This window comes from Pseudacidovorax sp. (genome assembly GCF_017991995.1).
GTDB lineage: Bacteria > Pseudomonadota > Gammaproteobacteria > Burkholderiales > Burkholderiaceae_C > Xenophilus.
The window spans coordinates 100,706-117,583 of sequence record NZ_JAGOPN010000019.1 but is presented as its reverse complement, the minus strand read 5'-3'; the positions used below and the strand labels follow the sequence as shown (position 1 = coordinate 117,583).

Below are 16,878 nucleotides of genomic sequence, written 5' to 3'. Positions count from 1 at the left end.
TGGCAAGGGATGGAAGGAACGGGTTGGAGTCTCCTTGCCGGGCCCCGGACGGGCTATACGCCGGGTGGCGTACATGCCGCGAAGGCGCGGCGCGCGAAATCCCAGAACAGCCGACCCGCGTCCGGCCCCGCGGGGTCGGCGTAGCTGCCGCGGGTGCTGCCCCCGCTCCAGGCATGGCCCAGCGCCTCGATCTCCACCAGGCGCACCTCCACCACGCGTCCCCGGCGGAAGTCGGTGACCTGCATGGGATGACGCTTGCCACGCTGCAGAGTCACGGGTGCGACGGCCTCGGCACCGACAGCCTGCGCCCAGACCTCGGCGGCCAGACGGGCGGCGGCGGGCCGCACCACCGTGTCGCGGCCACCCTGCACCACCAGCAGCGGCGGCAGCATGGCCGCGCCATCGGCCGCCAGTTGCAGCACGGGCGCACGCCGGCCCACCATCGCCCCCAGCGCCTGCCGCGCCGAGGTCGCGGCACCGGGCGCCACGCCCGAATGCATCATCACGGCCTGCAGTCGCTCGGGCGCGCGCATCGCGAGCCGCGCCGCCAGCCCTGCCCCGGCCGACAGCCCCGCCACGGCGATGCGCGAGGCGTCGGCACCGTAGAGCAGGCAGGCTTGGTCGATGGTCGCCAGCACCAATCCCACCTCGACATCGGCCCGCTGTTCAGAGAACCAGTTCCAGCAGCCTTCCGGATTGGCCAGCGCCGACTGCTGCGGATAGAGCACCAGGAAGCCCTCGCGCCGCGCCAGCGCATTCATGCGCGATCCGATGGCGAAGTCGCGCGCCGTCTGCCGGCAACCGTGCAGCATCACCACCAGCGGCAGCCCGCGCACCGGCCGCCCCGGCACCGGTGGCGGTACGAACAGGTGATAGCGGCAGGCCCCACCGGCCGCGAAGGCGATCCCGGCCAGCCAGTCGCCCGGCCCGGGCGGTGGCCGCGTGCTCTCCGCCGCCGCATCGCGCACCCGTTTGGCCGCCCCCTGCCCGACGCGCGCCATCGCGCCGGTGACGGCCTTCAACTGCCGCTGATAGGCCCGCGCGAAAGTACGGCCGAGGGAAGGAGGACGACGGGGCATGGCACGGCCTTGGAAAGAAGCAAAGCGCTCCATGTTTGGGCCCGCGCCGCGCGACGTCAAGCAGCCGAAGGCCCAATGCGATGTCGGCTGCGGACATGGCCGGCGCACCGCGGCGTTGCCTACCGCCAGCGCGTTCCGACGAACGAATGCTCGAGAGGCCGCGGAGCAGGCCAAGCCGAAGCATCCGCGGAACCGGCTTTGCCGGGCCGCAGGATGCGCCCCCTGCAAGGGGGAGGCGGAGCGCGAAGCGCGCAGCCTGGGGGTGAGTCAATAAATCTCCGGAACGATCATGCTCTGCGGCACGGGCTGGCGGAAGTAGTCCGGATGCCGCTCCCGGTCCGGCAGCGCGATGGGCGGGTGCTCCACCTCGCGGTAGGGCATCTGGCCCAGCAGGTGCGTGATGCAGTTCAGGCGCGCCTTCTTCTTGTCCACCGCCTGCACCACCCACCACGGCGCCTCGGGAATGTGCGTGCGCTCCAGCATCGCCTCCTTGGCCTTGGTGTAGTCCTCCCAGCGGCGGCGGCTTTCCAGGTCCATGGGGCTGAGCTTCCACTGCTTGAGCGGATCGTGGATGCGGCCGAGGAAGCGCAGATGCTGCTCCTCGTCGGTGATGGAGAACCAGTACTTGATCAGCCGGATGCCCGAGCGCACCAGCATCTTCTCGAACTCCGGGACGGTGCGGAAGAACTCCTCCAGCTCGTCGTCGGTGCAGAAGCCCATCACCTTCTCGACGCCGGCGCGGTTGTACCAGCTGCGGTCGAACAGCACCATCTCGCCGGCCGCCGGCAGGTGCGACACATAGCGCTGGAAGTACCACTGCGTGCGCTCGCGGTCATTGGGCGCCGGCAGGGCCGCCACGCGGGCCACCCGCGGATTCAGGCGCTGGGTGATGCGCTTGATCACGCCCCCCTTGCCCGCCGCGTCGCGGCCCTCGAACAGGATCACGACCTTCTGGCCGGTGTGCTGCACCCAGTCCTGCAGTTTGACCAGCTCGCCCTGCAGGCGGAAGAGCGCCTCGAAGTAGGTGCGGCGCGGCAGGCCGCCTTCCTCGTGCTGCAGCTTGCCGTCGGGGCCGACCACGCGGTCCTCCAGCTCCAGCTCGATCTCCTCGTCGTAGCCGTCGATCAGATCCTCGGCGATGCGGCGCATCAGCACGTCATGGTCGGTGGGCGTGAAGTCGGAAGTAGGCATGGCAATGCACCGGAAAGTGGGACACAAGAACGCCGCACATGCTCGTGCGACCCCATGACGCAACCATGACACCCGGGGCTCGCGGCGTCATCGGATTGACATGCCGACGTCACATCATCCCAGACCTACTTTCGCCCCCAGCGCCGTGCCCTCGCCCCTGCCGCTCCCTGCTCCGCTCGCCGCAGCCGCCCATGGCGCAGACGCCGCCGGCTTGATCTGCGGCTACCTCTTCGACGGCGAGGCGTCGTCGCCGCCTCGCCCGCTGGACCTGGACGAGGCCGCGCTGTGGCTGCAGGAGGTCGCCAACACGCGCAGCGAACCCGGCCCCCATGCCGGCGCCGCGGCCCGGGCCGAGCCGGACGACGCCTCGCCCTATGCCTGGCTGCACTTCAACCTCAGCCATGCGCAGGCCCAGCGCTGGCTGGAGCGCCATGCCGGCCTGCCCGACAGCTTCTACGAGGCGCTGCGCGAGGGCACCCATTCGACCCGCATCGAGCGCGACGACGACGCCCTGGTGGCCGTCATCAACGACCTGCATTTCGACTTCGGCTTCGAGCCTTCGGACATCGCCACGCTGTGGATCGGCGTCGGCCCGCGGCTGGTGGTCACGGCACGCACGCGGCCGTTGCGCTCGGTGGACGACCTGCGCCTGGCCGTGCGCACCGGCGAGGCGCCGCGCTCCACCACCGAGTTGCTGGAGCGGCTGATGCGCACGCAGGCGGATGTGCTGGTGGGCGTGGTGCGCACTGTCACCGGCCGCATCGATGCCATCGAGGACGCGCTGCTCGCGCGTCGTCCCGACGCCCAGCGCGCGCGCCTGGGCGAGATGCGGCGGGTGCTGGTGCGGCTTCAGCGCCTGCTGGCGCCCGAGCCGGCAGCGCTGTTCCGGCTGCTGCAGCGCCCGCCGGCCTGGATGGCCGAGGCCGATGCGCAGGGGCTGCGCGATGCGTCGGAGGAGTTCTCGGTCGTGCTGCGCGACATGCACGGCCTGCAGGAGCGGGTGAAGCTGCTGCAGGAGGAGATCGCCGCCAGCGTGCAGGAGGACAACAACCGCAGCCTGTTCGTGCTGACGGTGGTGACGGTGCTGGCCCTGCCCATCAACATCCTGGCCGGCCTGTTCGGCATGAACGTCGGGGGCATCCCGCTGGCAGAGAACCCGCACGGGTTCTGGCACCTGGTGGCCATCGTGGCCACCTTCACGGCCGTGGCGGCCTGGCTGGCGTTCAGGAAGAAGAAGTAGCGTCGGCGGACGACGCCGCCGCGGGGGCGACCGGCGTTTCCGGCGACTCGTGCACCTGCATGGAGAGGTCGAACAGCTTCGCCTTGCCCGCGTAATAGCGGTCCAGTCGCCAGTCGCGCAGCACCTCGATGGCCAGGTCGAAGCTTTTGTAGTCCAGCGCATAGAGCGAGGACAGGTCGAAGCCGCGGTCGGTCTCCAGCGCCAGGACGAGGGCCGCCAGCGTACGGGCCGCTGGATCTTCCGGCGGGCGGCGTTCGATGTAGCGGCGGGCTTCCTTGATGGCGTTCATGCGTAGGCAAAAGATGACAGACAGGCGCGGATTCTCCCCTTGCCTCCCCCTGGGAAATATGACAACTCCGAGTCAGTTCCGGGGTTGTTGAAGCGGGTCGGCGCGTTCCCGGGTCCAGCGCCCCCTGCGCGGGCATGGCGAAACCGAGTCCTTAGAATCGCACGGGTGTTCGATAACGACCTCAACGCCGACCTTCACTGCCACTCCGTGGTCTCGGACGGCACGCTGACGCCCGAAGAGCTGGCCGCCCGCGCTGCGGCCAACGGCGTCCAGCTCTGGGCCCTGACGGACCACGACGAGGTGGGCGGCCTGCAGCGTGCCGCCGAAGCTGCCCGCGCCAACGGCATGCGCTTCCTCACCGGTGTCGAGATCTCCGTCACCTTCTGCAACGAGACGGTTCACATCGTGGGCCTGGGCTTCGATGCCGAGGACGCCGCAGTGCGCCAGGGCCTGTACGACACCCGCAACGGCCGTGGCCCGCGTGCCCGCGAGATCGCCGACCAGCTCGCCCGCGTCGGCATCAAGGGCGCCTACGAAGGCGCGCTGCGCTTCGTCGGCAATCCCGAGCTCATCTCACGCACGCACTTCGCACGCTTCCTGGTCGAGCAGGGCCACTGCCGCGACACCTCCGAGGTGTTCCGCAAGTACCTGACCGAAGGCAAGCCCGGCTACGTGCCCCACCGCTGGGCCAGCCTGGGCGACGCGATCCGCTGGATCCGCGATGCCGGCGGCGTCGCGGTCATCGCGCACCCGGGCCGCTACAAGTTCACCGCCAACGAGGAATACGCCCTCTTCACCGAATTCAAGGGCCACGGCGGCCAGGGGGTGGAAGTGGTGACCGGCAGCCACACGCCGGCCGAGTACGTCGAATACGCCGACAAGGCGAAGGAGTTCGGCCTGGCCGCCTCCCGCGGCAGCGACTTCCACAGCCCCGACGAAAGCCATTGCGACCTGGGGCACCTGCCCCTTCTCTCGCCCAGCCTGCAGCCCGTCTGGTCCCTGCTGGCGGACCGCGTGCAGTGACCGGCGCGGCCTGCGCCCCGCGGGGTGCCGTCCCCGCGAGCGACACGCTGCGCACGCTGGCCGGCATGGCCCTGCTGCTGCTGGCCGTGGGCTGCTTCGCGGTGCTCGACACCACCACCAAGGTCGCCTCGGCCACCGTGCCCGTGTTCATGGCCGTGTGGTTCCGCTATGCCTTCCAGGCTGTCGCCACCACCGCCATCCTGCTGCCCCTGCACGGCACGGCGCTGCTGCGCACGCAGCACCCGCGCTTCCAGGTGCTGCGCGGGGCGCTGTTGCTGGGCAGCAGCCTGCTGGCCTATCTGAGCCTGGGCCACATGCCCATGGCCGAATTCACCGCCATCGTGCTGGTCGTGCCGCTGGCCGTCACGCTGATGGCCGCCACGCTCCTGGGCGAGCGGGTGTCGGCCCTGCGCTGGGCGCTGGTGGCGGGCGGCTTCGTGGGCACGCTGCTGATCCTGCGCCCGGGTGGCGAGGGCTTCGGCTGGGCGGTGCTCATGCCCGTGGGGCTGGTGGTGTGCAACGCCTGGTTCCAGGTGCTGACCAGCCGCCTGGCCCGCACCGAGAAGCCGCTGACGCTGCACTTCTACACCGGCTGGGTGGGCACGCTGATCGCGGCCCTGTTCCTGCCCTTCGCCTGGCAGGCGCTGCCCGCCTGGCAGGACTGGGCGCTGCTGGCCCTCATGGGGCTGATGGGCACGGTGGGTCACTTCCTGCTGATCCTGGCCTACCAGCGCGCCCACGCGTCCACCCTCACCCCCTTTCTCTACGCCCAGATCGGCTTCGCCATGCTGGGGGGCTGGCTGGTGTTCGACCAGTTGCCCGACCGCATGTCGTTCGCGGGCATCGGCCTGATCGCCGTGTGCGGCGCCGGCGGCGCCTGGCTGACGGTGCGCGAGCGGCGCCAGCCCATCGAGCCGGTCGAGGGCTGAACTTCGACAGGAGGACAAGACCATGGCCCAGTATTTCGAGGTCCACCCCGACAACCCGCAACCGCGCCTGCTCAAGCAGGCGGCGGCCCTGCTCGCCAAGGGCGAGGTGATCGCGGTGCCCACCGACTCCAGCTATGCGCTGGCGTGCCAGCTGGACGACCGGAATGCCGTCGACAAGCTGCGCCGCATCCGCCAGATCGACGAGAAGCGGCTGCTGACCCTGCTGTGCCGCGACCTGAGCGAGCTGGCCAATTACGCCCGCGTGGACAACCGCCAGTACCGCCTGCTCAAGACCTGCACGCCCGGCCCCTACACCTTCGTGCTGGAGGCGACCAAGGAAGTCCCCCGCCGCGTGAGCCATCCGCAGCGCAAGACCATCGGCCTGCGGGTGCCCGAGCATCCGGTGCTGGCCGAGTTGCTGGCGCTGCACGGCGCGCCCCTGCTGGCCAGCACGCTCATCCCGCCCGGCGAGACCGAGCCGATGAACGACCCCCAGGAGATCCGCGACCGCTTCGAGAAGCTGGTCGGCGCCGTGATCGACGCCGGCGCCTGCACCTCCGAGCCCACCACGGTGGTCGACCTCACGCCCATGGACGCGGGCGGCGAGCCGGCGCTGATCCGGCAGGGCCGCGGCCCGCTGGGGCCGCTTGGCCTGTGAATCCGTCTGAGACAATCCCGCGGTGGAAGCCTCCAACCTCATCCAGACCGTCCTCATCTACGCCCTGCCGGTGATCTTCGCGATCACGGTGCACGAGGCGGCCCATGGCTACGTCGCCCGGCACTTCGGCGACAACACGGCGCAGATGATGGGGCGGCTCACGCTCAACCCGCTCAAGCACATCGACCCGATCGGCACCATCGCCATGCCGATCCTGCTGTATTTCGCCACCTCGGGTGCCTTCCTCTTCGGCTATGCCAAGCCGGTGCCAGTCAACTTCGGCCACCTGCGCAACCCCAAGCGCGACATGATCTGGGTGGCGCTGGCCGGACCGGCCTCCAACTTCATCCAGGCCATCCTCTGGACGCTGTTCCTGGTCGGGCTCACCGTGGCGGGCGTGCAGGAGCGCTTCTTCGTCGGCATGGCCAACGCGGGCATCCTGACCAACCTGGTCATGTGGGCCTTCAACCTGTTCCCGCTGCCGCCGCTCGACGGCGGCCGCATCCTGGCCGGCCTGCTGCCACGCGGCCGGGCACAGTACTGGCTAGCACGCATCGAGCCCTTCGGTTTCTTCATCGTCATGGGCCTGGTGGTGCTGGGCGTGGTCGGCTCGCTGTGGCTGCGGCCGCTGATGGGCCTGGGCTATGCCTTCCTGAACCTGCTGATCTCTCCCATTGCCGCGCTGCTGCGCTGACCCCCTTTTCGCCGCCGTCCGCCCCGCCATGTCCTCCGCCTCCGCTCCGACCCGCTTCCTGACCGGCATCACCACCACCGGCACGCCGCACCTGGGCAACTACGTCGGCTCGATCCGCCATTCGGTGCGCTTCAGCCAGCGCCCGGACGTGCAGAGCTACTACTTCCTGGCCGACTACCACGCGCTCATCAAGTGCGACGAGCCGGCGCGCATCCAGCGTTCCACGCTGGAGATCGCGGCCTCGTGGCTGGCCTGCGGGCTCGATCCGGAGCGCGTGACCTTCTACCGCCAGTCCGACATTCCCGAGATTCCGGAGCTGACCTGGTTCCTCAGCTGCGTGACCGGCAAGGGCGTGCTCAACCGCGCCCATGCCTACAAGGCCGCGGTGGACCGCAACACCGCCGCCGGCACCGACCCGGATGCGGACGTGAGCATCGGCCTGTTCATGTACCCGGCGCTGATGGCGGCCGACATCCTGATGTTCAACGCCCACAAGGTGCCGGTGGGCCGCGACCAGGTGCAACACATCGAGATGGCGCGCGACATGGCGCAGCGCTTCAACCACCTCTACGGCGAGCACTTCACGCTGCCCGAGGCCGAGATCGACGACGCCGTCGCCCTGCTGCCCGGCCTGGACGGCCGCAAGATGAGCAAGAGCTACGGCAACACCATTCCCCTCTTCTCCTCGCGGGCCCAGTTGCAGAAGCTGATCGCCGGCATCGTGACCGACTCGCGCGCGCCCGGCGAGCCCAAGGAGGCCGAGGGCTCGGCGCTGTTCCAGATCTACCAGGCCTTCGCCACCGCCGACGAGACCGACGCGCTGCGCAAGGCCTATGCCGAGGGCATCGCCTGGGGCGACGCCAAGCAGGTGCTGGTCGACCGCATCGACCAGGAGGTCGCCCCCCTGCGCGAGCGCTACGAGGCGCTGATGGCCGAGCCCCAGCGCATCGAGGACACGCTGCGCGCGGGCGGTGAGAAGGCCCGCGTGCTCTCGCGCGCGCTGACCTCGCGGCTGCGCGAGGCCGTGGGCCTGCGCAACCTGGGCCAGCTCGGCGCTGCCGCCAGCGGCACGGCGAAGGCCGCCAAGGCCGCGCGGCCCAGCTTCAAGCAGTACCGCGAGCGCGACGGCCAGTTCTACTTCAAGCTGCAGGACGCGCGCGGCACGGTGCTGCTGCAGAGCCTGGGCTTCGCCTCGCCCCAGGAAGCCGGCCGCGCCATCGCGCAGTTGCAGGCGGAGGGCGAACCGGCCCTCGCGGCGCTGGCTTCCCGGCTCGCGCCGCTGGACAATGCGGCGCGCGCTGCCGTCGTGGCAGCGCTGGCCGTGCTGGCGGAAGCGGCGGCCGAATCCGCCCGAGCGTCCTGACCCGGCACGTCGCCCCCGACGGACGCCAACTCCCGGCCCCCTCTCCGGACACGCACACCATGAGCATCTACGTCATCGACGACCATCCCCTGATGCGCGAGGCCATCGTGATGGTCCTTCGCCGCCTGCGGCCCTCCGAGAACGTGGTCGAACTCGACCGCCTGGACAAGCTGGCCAACGCCGTGGAGCACCACGGCCGGCCCAAGCTGTTCTGCCTCGACCTCAAGCTGCCCGACGTCACCGGCGTCTCGGGCGTGCTGACGGTCAAGGAGTCGTACCCCGACATCCCGGTGGCCGTGTACTCCGCCTCGCCCGCCGCCGACATGGAAGAGGCCTGCATCGAGGCCGGTGCCGACATCTACATCGAGAAGTCCAGCGGTTCGGCCGAGCTGACGGCGGCCCTGCGCGGCCTGCTGCTGGCCGACGACGGCGACCTGGAGCCGCCGGCGCCCACGGGCAAGCTCTCGCGTCGGCAGACGCAGCTGATCGCCATGCTGGACCAGGGCCTGTCCAACCGCGACATCGCCACCCAGCTGGAGATCAGCGAGCACACCGTCAAGGTGCACCTGTGGCGGCTGTTCCGCAGACTGGGCGTCAAGAGCCGCACGCAGGCGCTGCACCACGCGCGCAGCCACGGGCTGCTTTCGAATCTGCGCTGATTCCTCGATCCCGGCCGCGTGTTGCCGCGGCGCCTCGGATGGCACGCCATAGAATGAGAACAATTCTCATATTGGACGATCAGATCGTCCGTGGCGCATCCGAGGGCATGTCGTGGCCAGTACCGAGTTTTCGCTTCCTCCGCAAAGCATCGAGGGGTTGTATGTCGCCCATCACGGCTGGCTGAAAGGCTGGCTCCGGCGGCGTCTTGGCGATTCCTGCGTGGCAGCGGATCTGGCGCAGGACACCTTCCTGAGCATGATCACGGCGGGGATGCCCGCCCGGATCGAGGCGCCGCGCCCCTTTCTTGCCACGGTGGCACGGCGACTGATCGCCCATCGCCATCGCAGGCAGCGGCTCGAAGACGCCTACCTCGCCGTGCTGGCAACGCTCCCCGGCGAACTCGCCCCCTCGCCCGAAACGCGCTACCTGGCGCTCGAAGCCCTGCGCCAGGTGGACCAGGCGCTCGACGGCCTGCCCCTACCGGTACGCGAAGCCTTCCTGCTGGCCCACCTGGAAGATCTGAGCTACGCCGACATCGCGGCGCGCCTTCGCGTCTCGACCAGTTCGGTCAAGCAATACCTGTCTCGTGCGAACCGGCACTGCCTGTTCGTGCTCGGCACCTGATCGGCCCTCCCTGTCGTGACCGAGCCGACGAGCACACTGGCCGCGGGCCGGCCGGCACCACGGGCCGGTGGCCGTGCCATCGACCCGGCCATCGCCGACCAGGCGGCCGACTGGCTGACCCTGTTCATGTCGGGCGAGGCCGGGGACGACGACCGGCAACGCTGGTCCCGGTGGCGCAGCGCGCATCCCGACCATGAGCGCGCCTGGCGGCACATCGAGGAGGTCACCGGCCGCTTCAAGGACATGGCCCCCCGCGCCGCCTACCAGGTGCTCTCGCCCTACACCGGCACGGCGACGGCGCCGAAACGCCGCGCCGCGCTGCGCGTCCTGCTGTGGGGCGGCATCGCCGGCACGGCCGGCCTGCTCGCCGCGCGCACGCCGCTCGCCCAGCGACTGGCGGCCGACTACCGCACCGGCATCGGCGAGCAGCGCACCGTCATGCTGGCCGATGGCACCGCGTTGACGCTCAACACCGACAGCGCGGTGGATGTGCGCTTCGACGCTGCACAGCGCCTGCTTCGCCTCCTGGCAGGCGAGGTGCTGGTCGTCACAGGTCATGCGCAGACGGCGACAGGCCGTGCCTGGCCGCCCCTCGTCGTCGCGACCGCGCAGGGCCGCATCCGTGCACTGGGCACCCGCTTCACCGTGCGCCAGCGGATGCAGGGCACCGACGTCGCCGTCCTCCAAAGTGCGGTCGAGATCGCGCCGGATGACCTGGCACAGCGCCCTCGTGTGCTGGAAGCCGGCCAGCGCCTGAGCTTCACCCGCAGCGCGATCGGCCCCGCAGGGCCGGCCGACGACGCCGCCCCGGCCTGGACACGCGGGCAACTGGTGGCGGACGACATGCGGCTGGACGCCTTCCTCGAAGAACTCGGCCGCTACCGCCAGGGCGCCGTCCGGTGCGCGCCCGAGGTGGGGGATCTGCGGCTGTCGGGCGTGTTCCCGCTGCAGGACACCGACCGCATCCTCGCCACGCTGCCCAATGTGCTGCCCGTGCAGGTAGCGCAGCGCACCCGCTTCTGGGTGACGGTCGAAGCGCAGCCCTGACGCCGCCGCGTGGCCCGCGGGTGCGCCGCGGTGCCCGGTCTTGCCCTCCGTCGCCGCCTGGCACGGCCTGCTGCGCGCGCCGCGCAAAGTTTTTTTGCTTCGACGACTGCCCGATCCGCCGTTTCGCGGCACCTCACCAGGGAGAGCACTTCTTGTCACTTCCGAGGAAATCCCATGCGCGCCAAGCCCCTTCATCCCCTGCATCCCGGGCGTCCGTCGCGGCACCGGTCGGTCCTGCGCCCCACCTTCGCGGCGGCCTGGCTTGCGCTGGACGGCCTGGTCCTGGCCTCCCTGCCCGGGCAGGCCCGCGCCCAGGCCCCGGTCGCGCAGACCGCCGCTACGCACGCCTTCGACATCCCGGCCGGTCCGCTGGCGTCAGCCCTGCACCGGCTGGCCTCGTCTGCCGACGTCCTGCTGAGCTTCACCCCGGAGCAGACACAAGGTCGGCAGACACCAGGCGTTCGCGGCACCTACACGGTGGACGCCGCGCTGCAGGCCCTGCTCGCCGGCACCGGGCTGCGCGCGGCACGGCTGGACAACGGCGCCTACGTGCTGCGCCCGCAATTGCCGCCCGCCGCCCCGGCGCAAGCAGGCCAGACCGTGGCGCCGCCTTCCACGGCCGCCCTGCCGGCCGTGACCGTCACGGCGGACGGCGACGCCGCGACCGGGCCGGTGCGCGGCTATCTCGCGCGCCGGAGCGCAGCCGGCAGCAAGACCGACACGCCCATCATCGAGACACCGCAGTCGCTGTCGGTCGTCACCGCCGAGCGCATCGAGGCCATCGGCGCCACCACCGTGCGCGACGCGCTCGGCTACACGCCCGGCATCAACATCTCGCCCTACGGGGCCGACTCGCGCTACGACTGGATCAGCATCCGCGGTTTCGATGCCTACAGCCCGGGCTTCTACCAGGACGGCCTGCCACTGCGCAACGCCAACACCTTCGCCGTCTGGAAGGTCGAGCCCTACGGCACGGAACGGATCGACGTGCTGCGTGGACCGGCGTCGGTGCTCTATGGCCAGGCCAGCCCGGGCGGCGTGGTCGACGTGGTGAGCAAGCTGCCCACAGCCTTGCCGGTGCGCGAGCTGCAGATGCAGGTGGGCAGCCACGGCCACAAGCAGATCGCCGGGGACTTCTCGGGCAAGCTCGACGCCGAGGGCCAGGTGCGCTACCGCGTCGTCGGCCTGCTGCGTGACGCGCGGATGCCGACCGGCGACAAGGACGACGACCGCACGTACCTCGCGCCGTCGCTCACATGGCGGCTGTCGGGCGACACCTCGCTCACCCTGTATGCGCAACTCATGCGCAACCGCGCCGGCGTGTACACCCGCATCCGGCCCATCGAGGGCTCGCTGGTACCCACGCCGGTGGGCAGCCGCATTCCGAGCACGCTCGACATCGGCAATCGCCACTTCGACCGCTTCGACCAGGACCAGACACTGGTCGGCTACCAGTTCGAGCACAGGCTGAACGACACCTTCACCTTCCGCCAGAACCTGCGGGCGGGGCACATGAAGCTCGACTACGCCGGGCTGCAGGCGCCCCGCTTCGTCGCGACGGACCCGGAGCAGCCGCTGAACCCCGCCAACTACCGGCTGCTGAGCCGGACGCTCTTCGGCAGCCGCGAGTCGGCTCGCAGCCTGAGCCTCGACAACCAACTGCAGGCCGACCTGCGACGCGGCGACTGGCAGCACACGCTGCTGCTCGGCCTGGACCACCAGCGCAGTCGCTTCGAGGCGCGCACCTTCAGCGGCGGCAGTGCACCGCTGCTGGACATCGCGGCGCCCGTCTACCCCAACGGACCGTTCGAGATTCCCGACCCCTATGCCATCGACAGCACGCGCCTGCAGCAGACAGGCCTGTACCTGCAGGACCAGATCAAGTGGGGCGAGCGCTGGCAGCTCACGCTGGGCGGCCGATACGACCAGGCGCGCACGGAAAACTTCGACCGGCTGGGTGGTGCATCCTCGCGCGTGGCCGACCACCGGTTCACCAAGCGCGCGGGGCTGGTGTATCTGGCGCCCAACGGGCTCGCACCCTACGCGAGTTACACCGAGTCGTTCAACCCGAACCCGGCGCTCAACCCGCTGACTCGCCAGCCCTTCGAGCCCGAGACCGGGCGGCAATACGAAGCGGGGCTGCGCTACCAGCCGCCGGGCTCGCGCAGCCTCTACAGCGCGGCCATCTTCGACCTGCGGCGGCGCAACTACATCACCTTCGATCCGGACTTCGTGCCCTACCAGACCGGGGAGATCTCCACGCGTGGCCTGGAACTGGAGGCCACCACGCAGCCGATGCCGCGCATGAACCTCACCGCGGCCTACAGCTACACGCCGCGCGCCATCGTCACCGCCAGCGCCAACCCCGAACAGATCGGCAGACAGGCCCTGGCCGTACCGCGGAACCAGCTATCGGGCTGGATCGACTACCGTTTCACCAACGGCCTGAAGGTGGGCATCGGGGCGCGCCACACCGGCTCGACCTACGGCAACGGTGGGCGCACACCCGTCAAGGTGCCGGCCTATACCCTGGTCGACCTGCTGCTGGCCTACGACATCGACCGCTGGAGCCTGGCGCTCAACGTGCGCAACCTGACCAACCGGACGTACCTGAGCAATTGCGACAGCACTGCGCAGACGTGCTACTACGGCGACCAACGCCGTGTGGTCGCCACCGCCACCTACCGCTGGTGAACGAGGGCCACAGGCTCAGCCCACGGCGTCCGACATGCGGGCCTGGGCCTGGGTCTCGTCGGCGTCGGTGAGCATCACGCGGAAGACGCTGCCGCGGCCGACGCGGGAGCGCACGCTCACCGCATGGCCCAGGGCGTGCGACAGGCGCGCCACGATGGCCAGGCCGAGGCCGAAGCCGTCGGAGGTGCCGGCGTCGTGGTCGGCCACCTTGTAGAACTCCAGGAAGACGTCGCGCAGGTGCTCGCGCGGGATGCCGATGCCGGTGTCCCAGACTTCCACCCGCAGCCCTTCGCGGGTCTGCCGCGCCGCCAGCAGCACGCCGCCCTCGTGCGTGTACTTGATGGCGTTCGACAGCAGGTTGCCCAGCATGCGCCGTACCCGCACCGGGTCGGTCAACACCGTGCCGGGCACCATGTGCACCCGGAAGCGCAGGCCCTTGGCCTCGGCCACCGGGCGGTACTGCAGCTCCAGGTCGCGCAGCAGCTGCACCACGTCCACCCGCTCGATGTGCAGCCGCACCTGGCCCGAATCGATGCGCGCCAGGTCGAACAGCGAGTCGAACAGCACGTTCACCGCCTGCGTGGCGCCCGAGATCTTGGGCGCGATCTCGTGCACCAGCTCCGGCTCGTTGCGCAGCCAGTCGGCGTACAGCGACAGCGCCAGCACCGGCTGGCGCATGTCGTGCGCCGCGCTGGCCAGGAAGCGGTTCTTCATCGCCACCGCCGAGACGGCCGCCTGCCGCTGCTGGGTGAGCGAGGCGATCAGGATCTTGTTGTGGAAGAGCAGCTCGAAGCTGTTGCGTGCCGTCTCGTAGATGCGCCGGCCCGCGTGCAGCAGCAGCCACCAGTGCAGCGCCGGCAGCAGCACGAAGGGCAGCCCGAACTGCAGGCCCTCGATGCCCACCTCCGCCACGCGGATGCCCATGCACAGCAGCATGGTGATGAACAGCGAGGCCATGTAGCGCCGCAGCACCGGCGGATGCAGCGCGATGCTGACCACGGGGAAGGTGGCGGCCCCCGCCACGATGAACCAGCAGATGAACTGGTTGACCAGCGGAGTGCGCTCGAAGAACAGGTACGCCGACATGCCCCAGACGACACCGCTGGCGCCCCAGAGATGCCGGTAGCGGTGGACGAAATGCTCCTGCGCATCGGCGTCGCGGCCTTCGTAGCGCAGCCGGTAGAGGTGCTCGAAGCGCACCCGCGCGAGCGAGACGCAGACCACCAGGAACACCCAGAGCGAGGCGACCCACCAGGGCAGGTCGCGCCAGCTCAGGGCCACGATGACGGGCGTGAGCACCGCCGCCAGGATGTAGTTGCCCCGGGCGGCCCGCATGAGCGAGCGCACCAGTTCGCCGCGGACCCAGCGGTCCGCCTCATCGCCGGAAACGGGTGAAGGCGTCATTCCCACGAGCGAGGAATGGCGCCATCCGCCGAACGACGTCACCGGAGCATCCATGCGCTGCTGTTGGCCCAGAAAGAAAAAAGCCCCGTCGAGGGGCCTCGAAGGCACCGCCGGAACCGGCTTCGCCCGGCTGGTCGGTAACCTCCCGCATCGCCTCGCGGGGGTCGCGCGGCGCGGGCGCTAATGTAGCACCGCCCCAGGGCCCCGCCGGACGCCGCGGCGGCCCCGGCGCATCCCTACGCCGCCGCACCGGCATCGCCGAGGTCCTGCATCAGCGCCTCGCCCAGTTGCGCCAGGGGCAGCACCCGGCCCGCCGCACCCAGCGCGATGGCCTCGCGGGGCATGCCGAAGACGACGCAGCTGGCCTCGTCCTGCGCATAGGTCAGGGCGCCGGCGCGGCGCAGCGCCAGCAGGCCGGCGGCGCCGTCGCGGCCCATGCCGGTCATCAGCACGCCGCAGGCGCGCCGGCCCAGCAGCCGGGCGGCGCTGTCGAAGAGCACGTCGACCGACGGCCGGTGCCGGTTGACCGGGGGCGTCGCCAGCAGCGCCGCCTCCAGCCGGCCCTGCTCATCGCGCCGGACGGCCAGATGGTGGCTGCCCGGCGCGATGAGCGCCTGCCCGGCACGCAGCGGCTCGCCGTCCCGGGCCTCGCCGACGCGCAGCGGCAGGTGGCGGTCCAGCCGGTCGGCGAAGCTGCGGGTGAAGCCGGCCGGCATGTGCTGCACCACCAGGACGGGCGGACAGTGCGGCGGCAGCTGGGCCAGGAACTGCAGCAAGGCCTCGGTGCCGCCGGTCGAGGCGCCGGCGACGATGACGCGCTCGCCCCGCCACGCCCGGCGCCCGGGCGGTGCCGCCGGGCCGGGCCCACGATCGGCGCCCGCCGCCGGGCCGTCGTCGGTGCGGGCGGTGGCCGCTGCCGGCCGCGCACGGGCCGTCTCGGCCGCGCGCGCGGCCCGCGTCTCCTGCACCGCCTGGCGCAAGGCCTGGCAGATCGCGTCGCCGTCGTCGCGCAGGCCCTGCGCCACGCCCAGGCGCGGCTTGGGCAGCACGCCGCAGGCGCCCAGCGCGCGGGCCTGCCGGGCGACCTGCGCCTCGGCGTCGGTGGGCGTGGCCACGATCAGTACCGGCAGCGACGGCCCGCCGGCCAGCTCGCGCAGGAAGTCCAGGCCGTTCATGCCCGGCAGCTGGATGTCCAGCGTCAGCGCGTCGGGCGCCAGCGCCGCGATGCGCGACCGGGCCGCGGCGGCGTCGCCGGCAGTGGCCACGGCCTGCATGTCGGGCTGCGCATCGATGATGGCGCACAGCACCTGGCGCACCAGCGCCGAATCGTCCACCACCAGGATGCGCAGGCGCTCGTCCGGCATCAGTCGAAGAGCTCGATGGCGCCGGCCACCGGCGTGCGGGCCAGGCTGGCCTGGTAGGACTGCTCGCGGCACGCCACGCTGGCCGGCAGCGCCTCGTTCAGCCGCTTGACGCGGGCTTCACCGGTGCGGGGAAAGTACGCCACCTTGCGCGGGCAGGTGTTGGCCAGGTCCTGCGCCCGCACCGGGATGCGTTCGGTCGCCAGGAAGTCGAGCACGAAGCGGGCGTTGCGGTGGCCGATGTTGACCTGGTTCATGCCGGGGATCACATTGGCACCGCCGAACACCTTGGCCTCCAGCCGGTTCCGGCGGGCGCCCAGCTTGACCAGCTGGTTGATCAGCACCTCCATGGCATAGCTGCCGTAGCGCGCCGGGGCCGAATCGGCCGGCCCGGTGGCGGGGCCGGCGTCGGGCAGCATGAAGTGGTTCATGCCGCCCACGCCCCGTTCGGCATCGCGGATGCAGGCCGCCACGCATGAGCCCAGCACGGTCACGAGCACCAGGTCGTCGGCGGTGGCGTGGAACTCGCCGGGCAGCACGCGCACGCCGCGGCGACCGAAGACGGTCTCGTAGTGCAGCGTGCCGCTGCCGGCCGGATGCAGGTCCATGCTCATCGGCGGGC

The 16,878-nt window shown here is 70.9% G+C and carries 16 protein-coding genes; 10 read left to right on the top strand and 6 right to left on the bottom strand.

The features are described from left to right. Nucleotides 1–53: 53 nt before the first annotated feature. Together KBC94_RS22890 and ppk2 are read right to left on the bottom strand one after the other, a co-directional pair. Nucleotides 54–1,079: a PHB depolymerase family esterase gene (locus KBC94_RS22890; protein ID WP_294375655.1), complete on the bottom strand. Its 1,026-nt coding sequence runs from the start codon at nt 1,077–1,079 to the stop codon at nt 54–56. 267 nt (nt 1,080–1,346) lie between these two features. Continuing rightward, on the bottom strand, nt 1,347–2,270 hold the full coding sequence (ppk2, locus tag KBC94_RS22885) for a polyphosphate kinase 2 (protein WP_294375653.1): 924 nt from the start codon (nt 2,268–2,270) through the stop codon (nt 1,347–1,349). 145 nt (nt 2,271–2,415) lie between these two features. Between ppk2 and KBC94_RS22880 the strand changes: the two genes are divergently transcribed. Further along, on the top strand, nt 2,416–3,510 hold the full coding sequence (locus KBC94_RS22880) for a transporter (protein WP_294375652.1): 1,095 nt from the start codon (nt 2,416–2,418) through the stop codon (nt 3,508–3,510). Here KBC94_RS22880 and KBC94_RS22875 read toward each other — a convergent pair. Then, entirely contained in the window at nt 3,494–3,799 is a 306-nt protein-coding gene (locus KBC94_RS22875) for a hypothetical protein (protein WP_294375649.1), read from the bottom strand. The genes KBC94_RS22880 and KBC94_RS22875 overlap by 17 nt on opposite strands. Nucleotides 3,800–3,964: 165 nt before the next feature. Between KBC94_RS22875 and KBC94_RS22870 the strand changes: the two genes are divergently transcribed. From KBC94_RS22870 to KBC94_RS22830, 9 genes are all read left to right on the top strand, one after another. Beyond that, the gene (locus KBC94_RS22870) at nt 3,965–4,822 is read left to right on the top strand and encodes a 3',5'-nucleoside bisphosphate phosphatase (protein ID WP_294375646.1); all 858 of its coding nucleotides are present in this window, start codon (nt 3,965–3,967) and stop codon (nt 4,820–4,822) included. A gap of 65 nt (nt 4,823–4,887) precedes the next feature. Beyond that, entirely contained in the window at nt 4,888–5,751 is an 864-nt protein-coding gene (locus tag KBC94_RS22865; protein WP_294375766.1) for a DMT family transporter, read from the top strand. Nucleotides 5,752–5,773: 22 nt separating this feature from the next. Beyond that, nucleotides 5,774–6,409, top strand: coding sequence for an L-threonylcarbamoyladenylate synthase (locus KBC94_RS22860; protein WP_114802701.1), 636 nt, complete (start codon nt 5,774–5,776; stop codon nt 6,407–6,409). Nucleotides 6,410–6,431: 22 nt separating this feature from the next. Next, nucleotides 6,432–7,103 (top strand): site-2 protease family protein, encoded by a 672-nt coding sequence (locus KBC94_RS22855; RefSeq protein ID WP_017761434.1) that lies wholly within the window; start codon nt 6,432–6,434, stop codon nt 7,101–7,103. Between the two features lie 28 nt (nt 7,104–7,131). Then, nucleotides 7,132–8,466 carry a tryptophan--tRNA ligase gene (locus KBC94_RS22850; protein WP_294375635.1) on the top strand — a complete coding sequence of 445 codons (1,335 nt, stop codon included), beginning with the start codon at nt 7,132–7,134 and terminating at the stop codon, nt 8,464–8,466. 59 nt (nt 8,467–8,525) lie between these two features. Then, the gene (locus tag KBC94_RS22845) at nt 8,526–9,125 is read left to right on the top strand and encodes a response regulator transcription factor (protein WP_017761790.1); all 600 of its coding nucleotides are present in this window, start codon (nt 8,526–8,528) and stop codon (nt 9,123–9,125) included. A gap of 112 nt (nt 9,126–9,237) precedes the next feature. Next, nucleotides 9,238–9,750, top strand: coding sequence for a sigma-70 family RNA polymerase sigma factor (locus tag KBC94_RS22840; protein WP_294375627.1), 513 nt, complete (start codon nt 9,238–9,240; stop codon nt 9,748–9,750). A gap of 15 nt (nt 9,751–9,765) precedes the next feature. Continuing rightward, entirely contained in the window at nt 9,766–10,797 is a 1,032-nt protein-coding gene (locus tag KBC94_RS22835) for a FecR domain-containing protein (protein ID WP_294375622.1), read from the top strand. A 174-nt stretch (nt 10,798–10,971) separates the two neighbouring features. Continuing rightward, on the top strand, nt 10,972–13,491 hold the full coding sequence (locus KBC94_RS22830; RefSeq protein ID WP_294375620.1) for a TonB-dependent siderophore receptor: 2,520 nt from the start codon (nt 10,972–10,974) through the stop codon (nt 13,489–13,491). Between the two features lie 15 nt (nt 13,492–13,506). Here the strand turns inward: KBC94_RS22830 and KBC94_RS22825 are convergent, their stop codons facing one another. The 3 genes from KBC94_RS22825 to cheD form a co-directional block, all read right to left on the bottom strand. Beyond that, complete coding sequence (locus tag KBC94_RS22825; RefSeq protein ID WP_294375618.1) at nt 13,507–14,895, bottom strand: HAMP domain-containing sensor histidine kinase; 1,389 nt, start codon at nt 14,893–14,895, stop codon at nt 13,507–13,509. Nucleotides 14,896–15,131: 236 nt separating this feature from the next. Then, nucleotides 15,132–16,259, bottom strand: coding sequence for a chemotaxis-specific protein-glutamate methyltransferase CheB (gene cheB / locus KBC94_RS22820; protein WP_294375615.1), 1,128 nt, complete (start codon nt 16,257–16,259; stop codon nt 15,132–15,134). Beyond that, nucleotides 16,259–16,870: a chemoreceptor glutamine deamidase CheD gene (gene cheD, locus KBC94_RS22815; RefSeq protein WP_294375613.1), complete on the bottom strand. Its 612-nt coding sequence runs from the start codon at nt 16,868–16,870 to the stop codon at nt 16,259–16,261. The genes cheB and cheD overlap by 1 nt, the downstream gene beginning before the upstream one ends. Between the last annotated feature and the right edge of the window lie 8 nt (nt 16,871–16,878).

Excerpts from the sequence above, each read along its gene's own strand:
- KBC94_RS22890 (WP_294375655.1), bottom strand. The coding sequence starts at position 1,079 with ATGCCCCGTCGTCCTCCTTCCCTCGGCCGTACTTTCGCGCGGGCCTAT.
- ppk2 (WP_294375653.1), bottom strand. The coding sequence starts at position 2,270 with ATGCCTACTTCCGACTTCACGCCCACCGACCATGACGTGCTGATGCGC.
- KBC94_RS22875 (WP_294375649.1), bottom strand. The coding sequence starts at position 3,799 with ATGAACGCCATCAAGGAAGCCCGCCGCTACATCGAACGCCGCCCGCCG.
- KBC94_RS22865 (WP_294375766.1), top strand. The coding sequence starts at position 4,888 with ATGGCCCTGCTGCTGCTGGCCGTGGGCTGCTTCGCGGTGCTCGACACC.
- KBC94_RS22860 (WP_114802701.1), top strand. The coding sequence starts at position 5,774 with ATGGCCCAGTATTTCGAGGTCCACCCCGACAACCCGCAACCGCGCCTG.
- KBC94_RS22850 (WP_294375635.1), top strand. The coding sequence starts at position 7,132 with ATGTCCTCCGCCTCCGCTCCGACCCGCTTCCTGACCGGCATCACCACC.
- KBC94_RS22845 (WP_017761790.1), top strand. The coding sequence starts at position 8,526 with ATGAGCATCTACGTCATCGACGACCATCCCCTGATGCGCGAGGCCATC.
- KBC94_RS22830 (WP_294375620.1), top strand. The coding sequence starts at position 10,972 with ATGCGCGCCAAGCCCCTTCATCCCCTGCATCCCGGGCGTCCGTCGCGG.
- KBC94_RS22825 (WP_294375618.1), bottom strand. The coding sequence starts at position 14,895 with ATGACGCCTTCACCCGTTTCCGGCGATGAGGCGGACCGCTGGGTCCGC.
- cheB (WP_294375615.1), bottom strand. The coding sequence starts at position 16,259 with ATGCCGGACGAGCGCCTGCGCATCCTGGTGGTGGACGATTCGGCGCTG.
- cheD (WP_294375613.1), bottom strand. The coding sequence starts at position 16,870 with ATGAGCATGGACCTGCATCCGGCCGGCAGCGGCACGCTGCACTACGAG.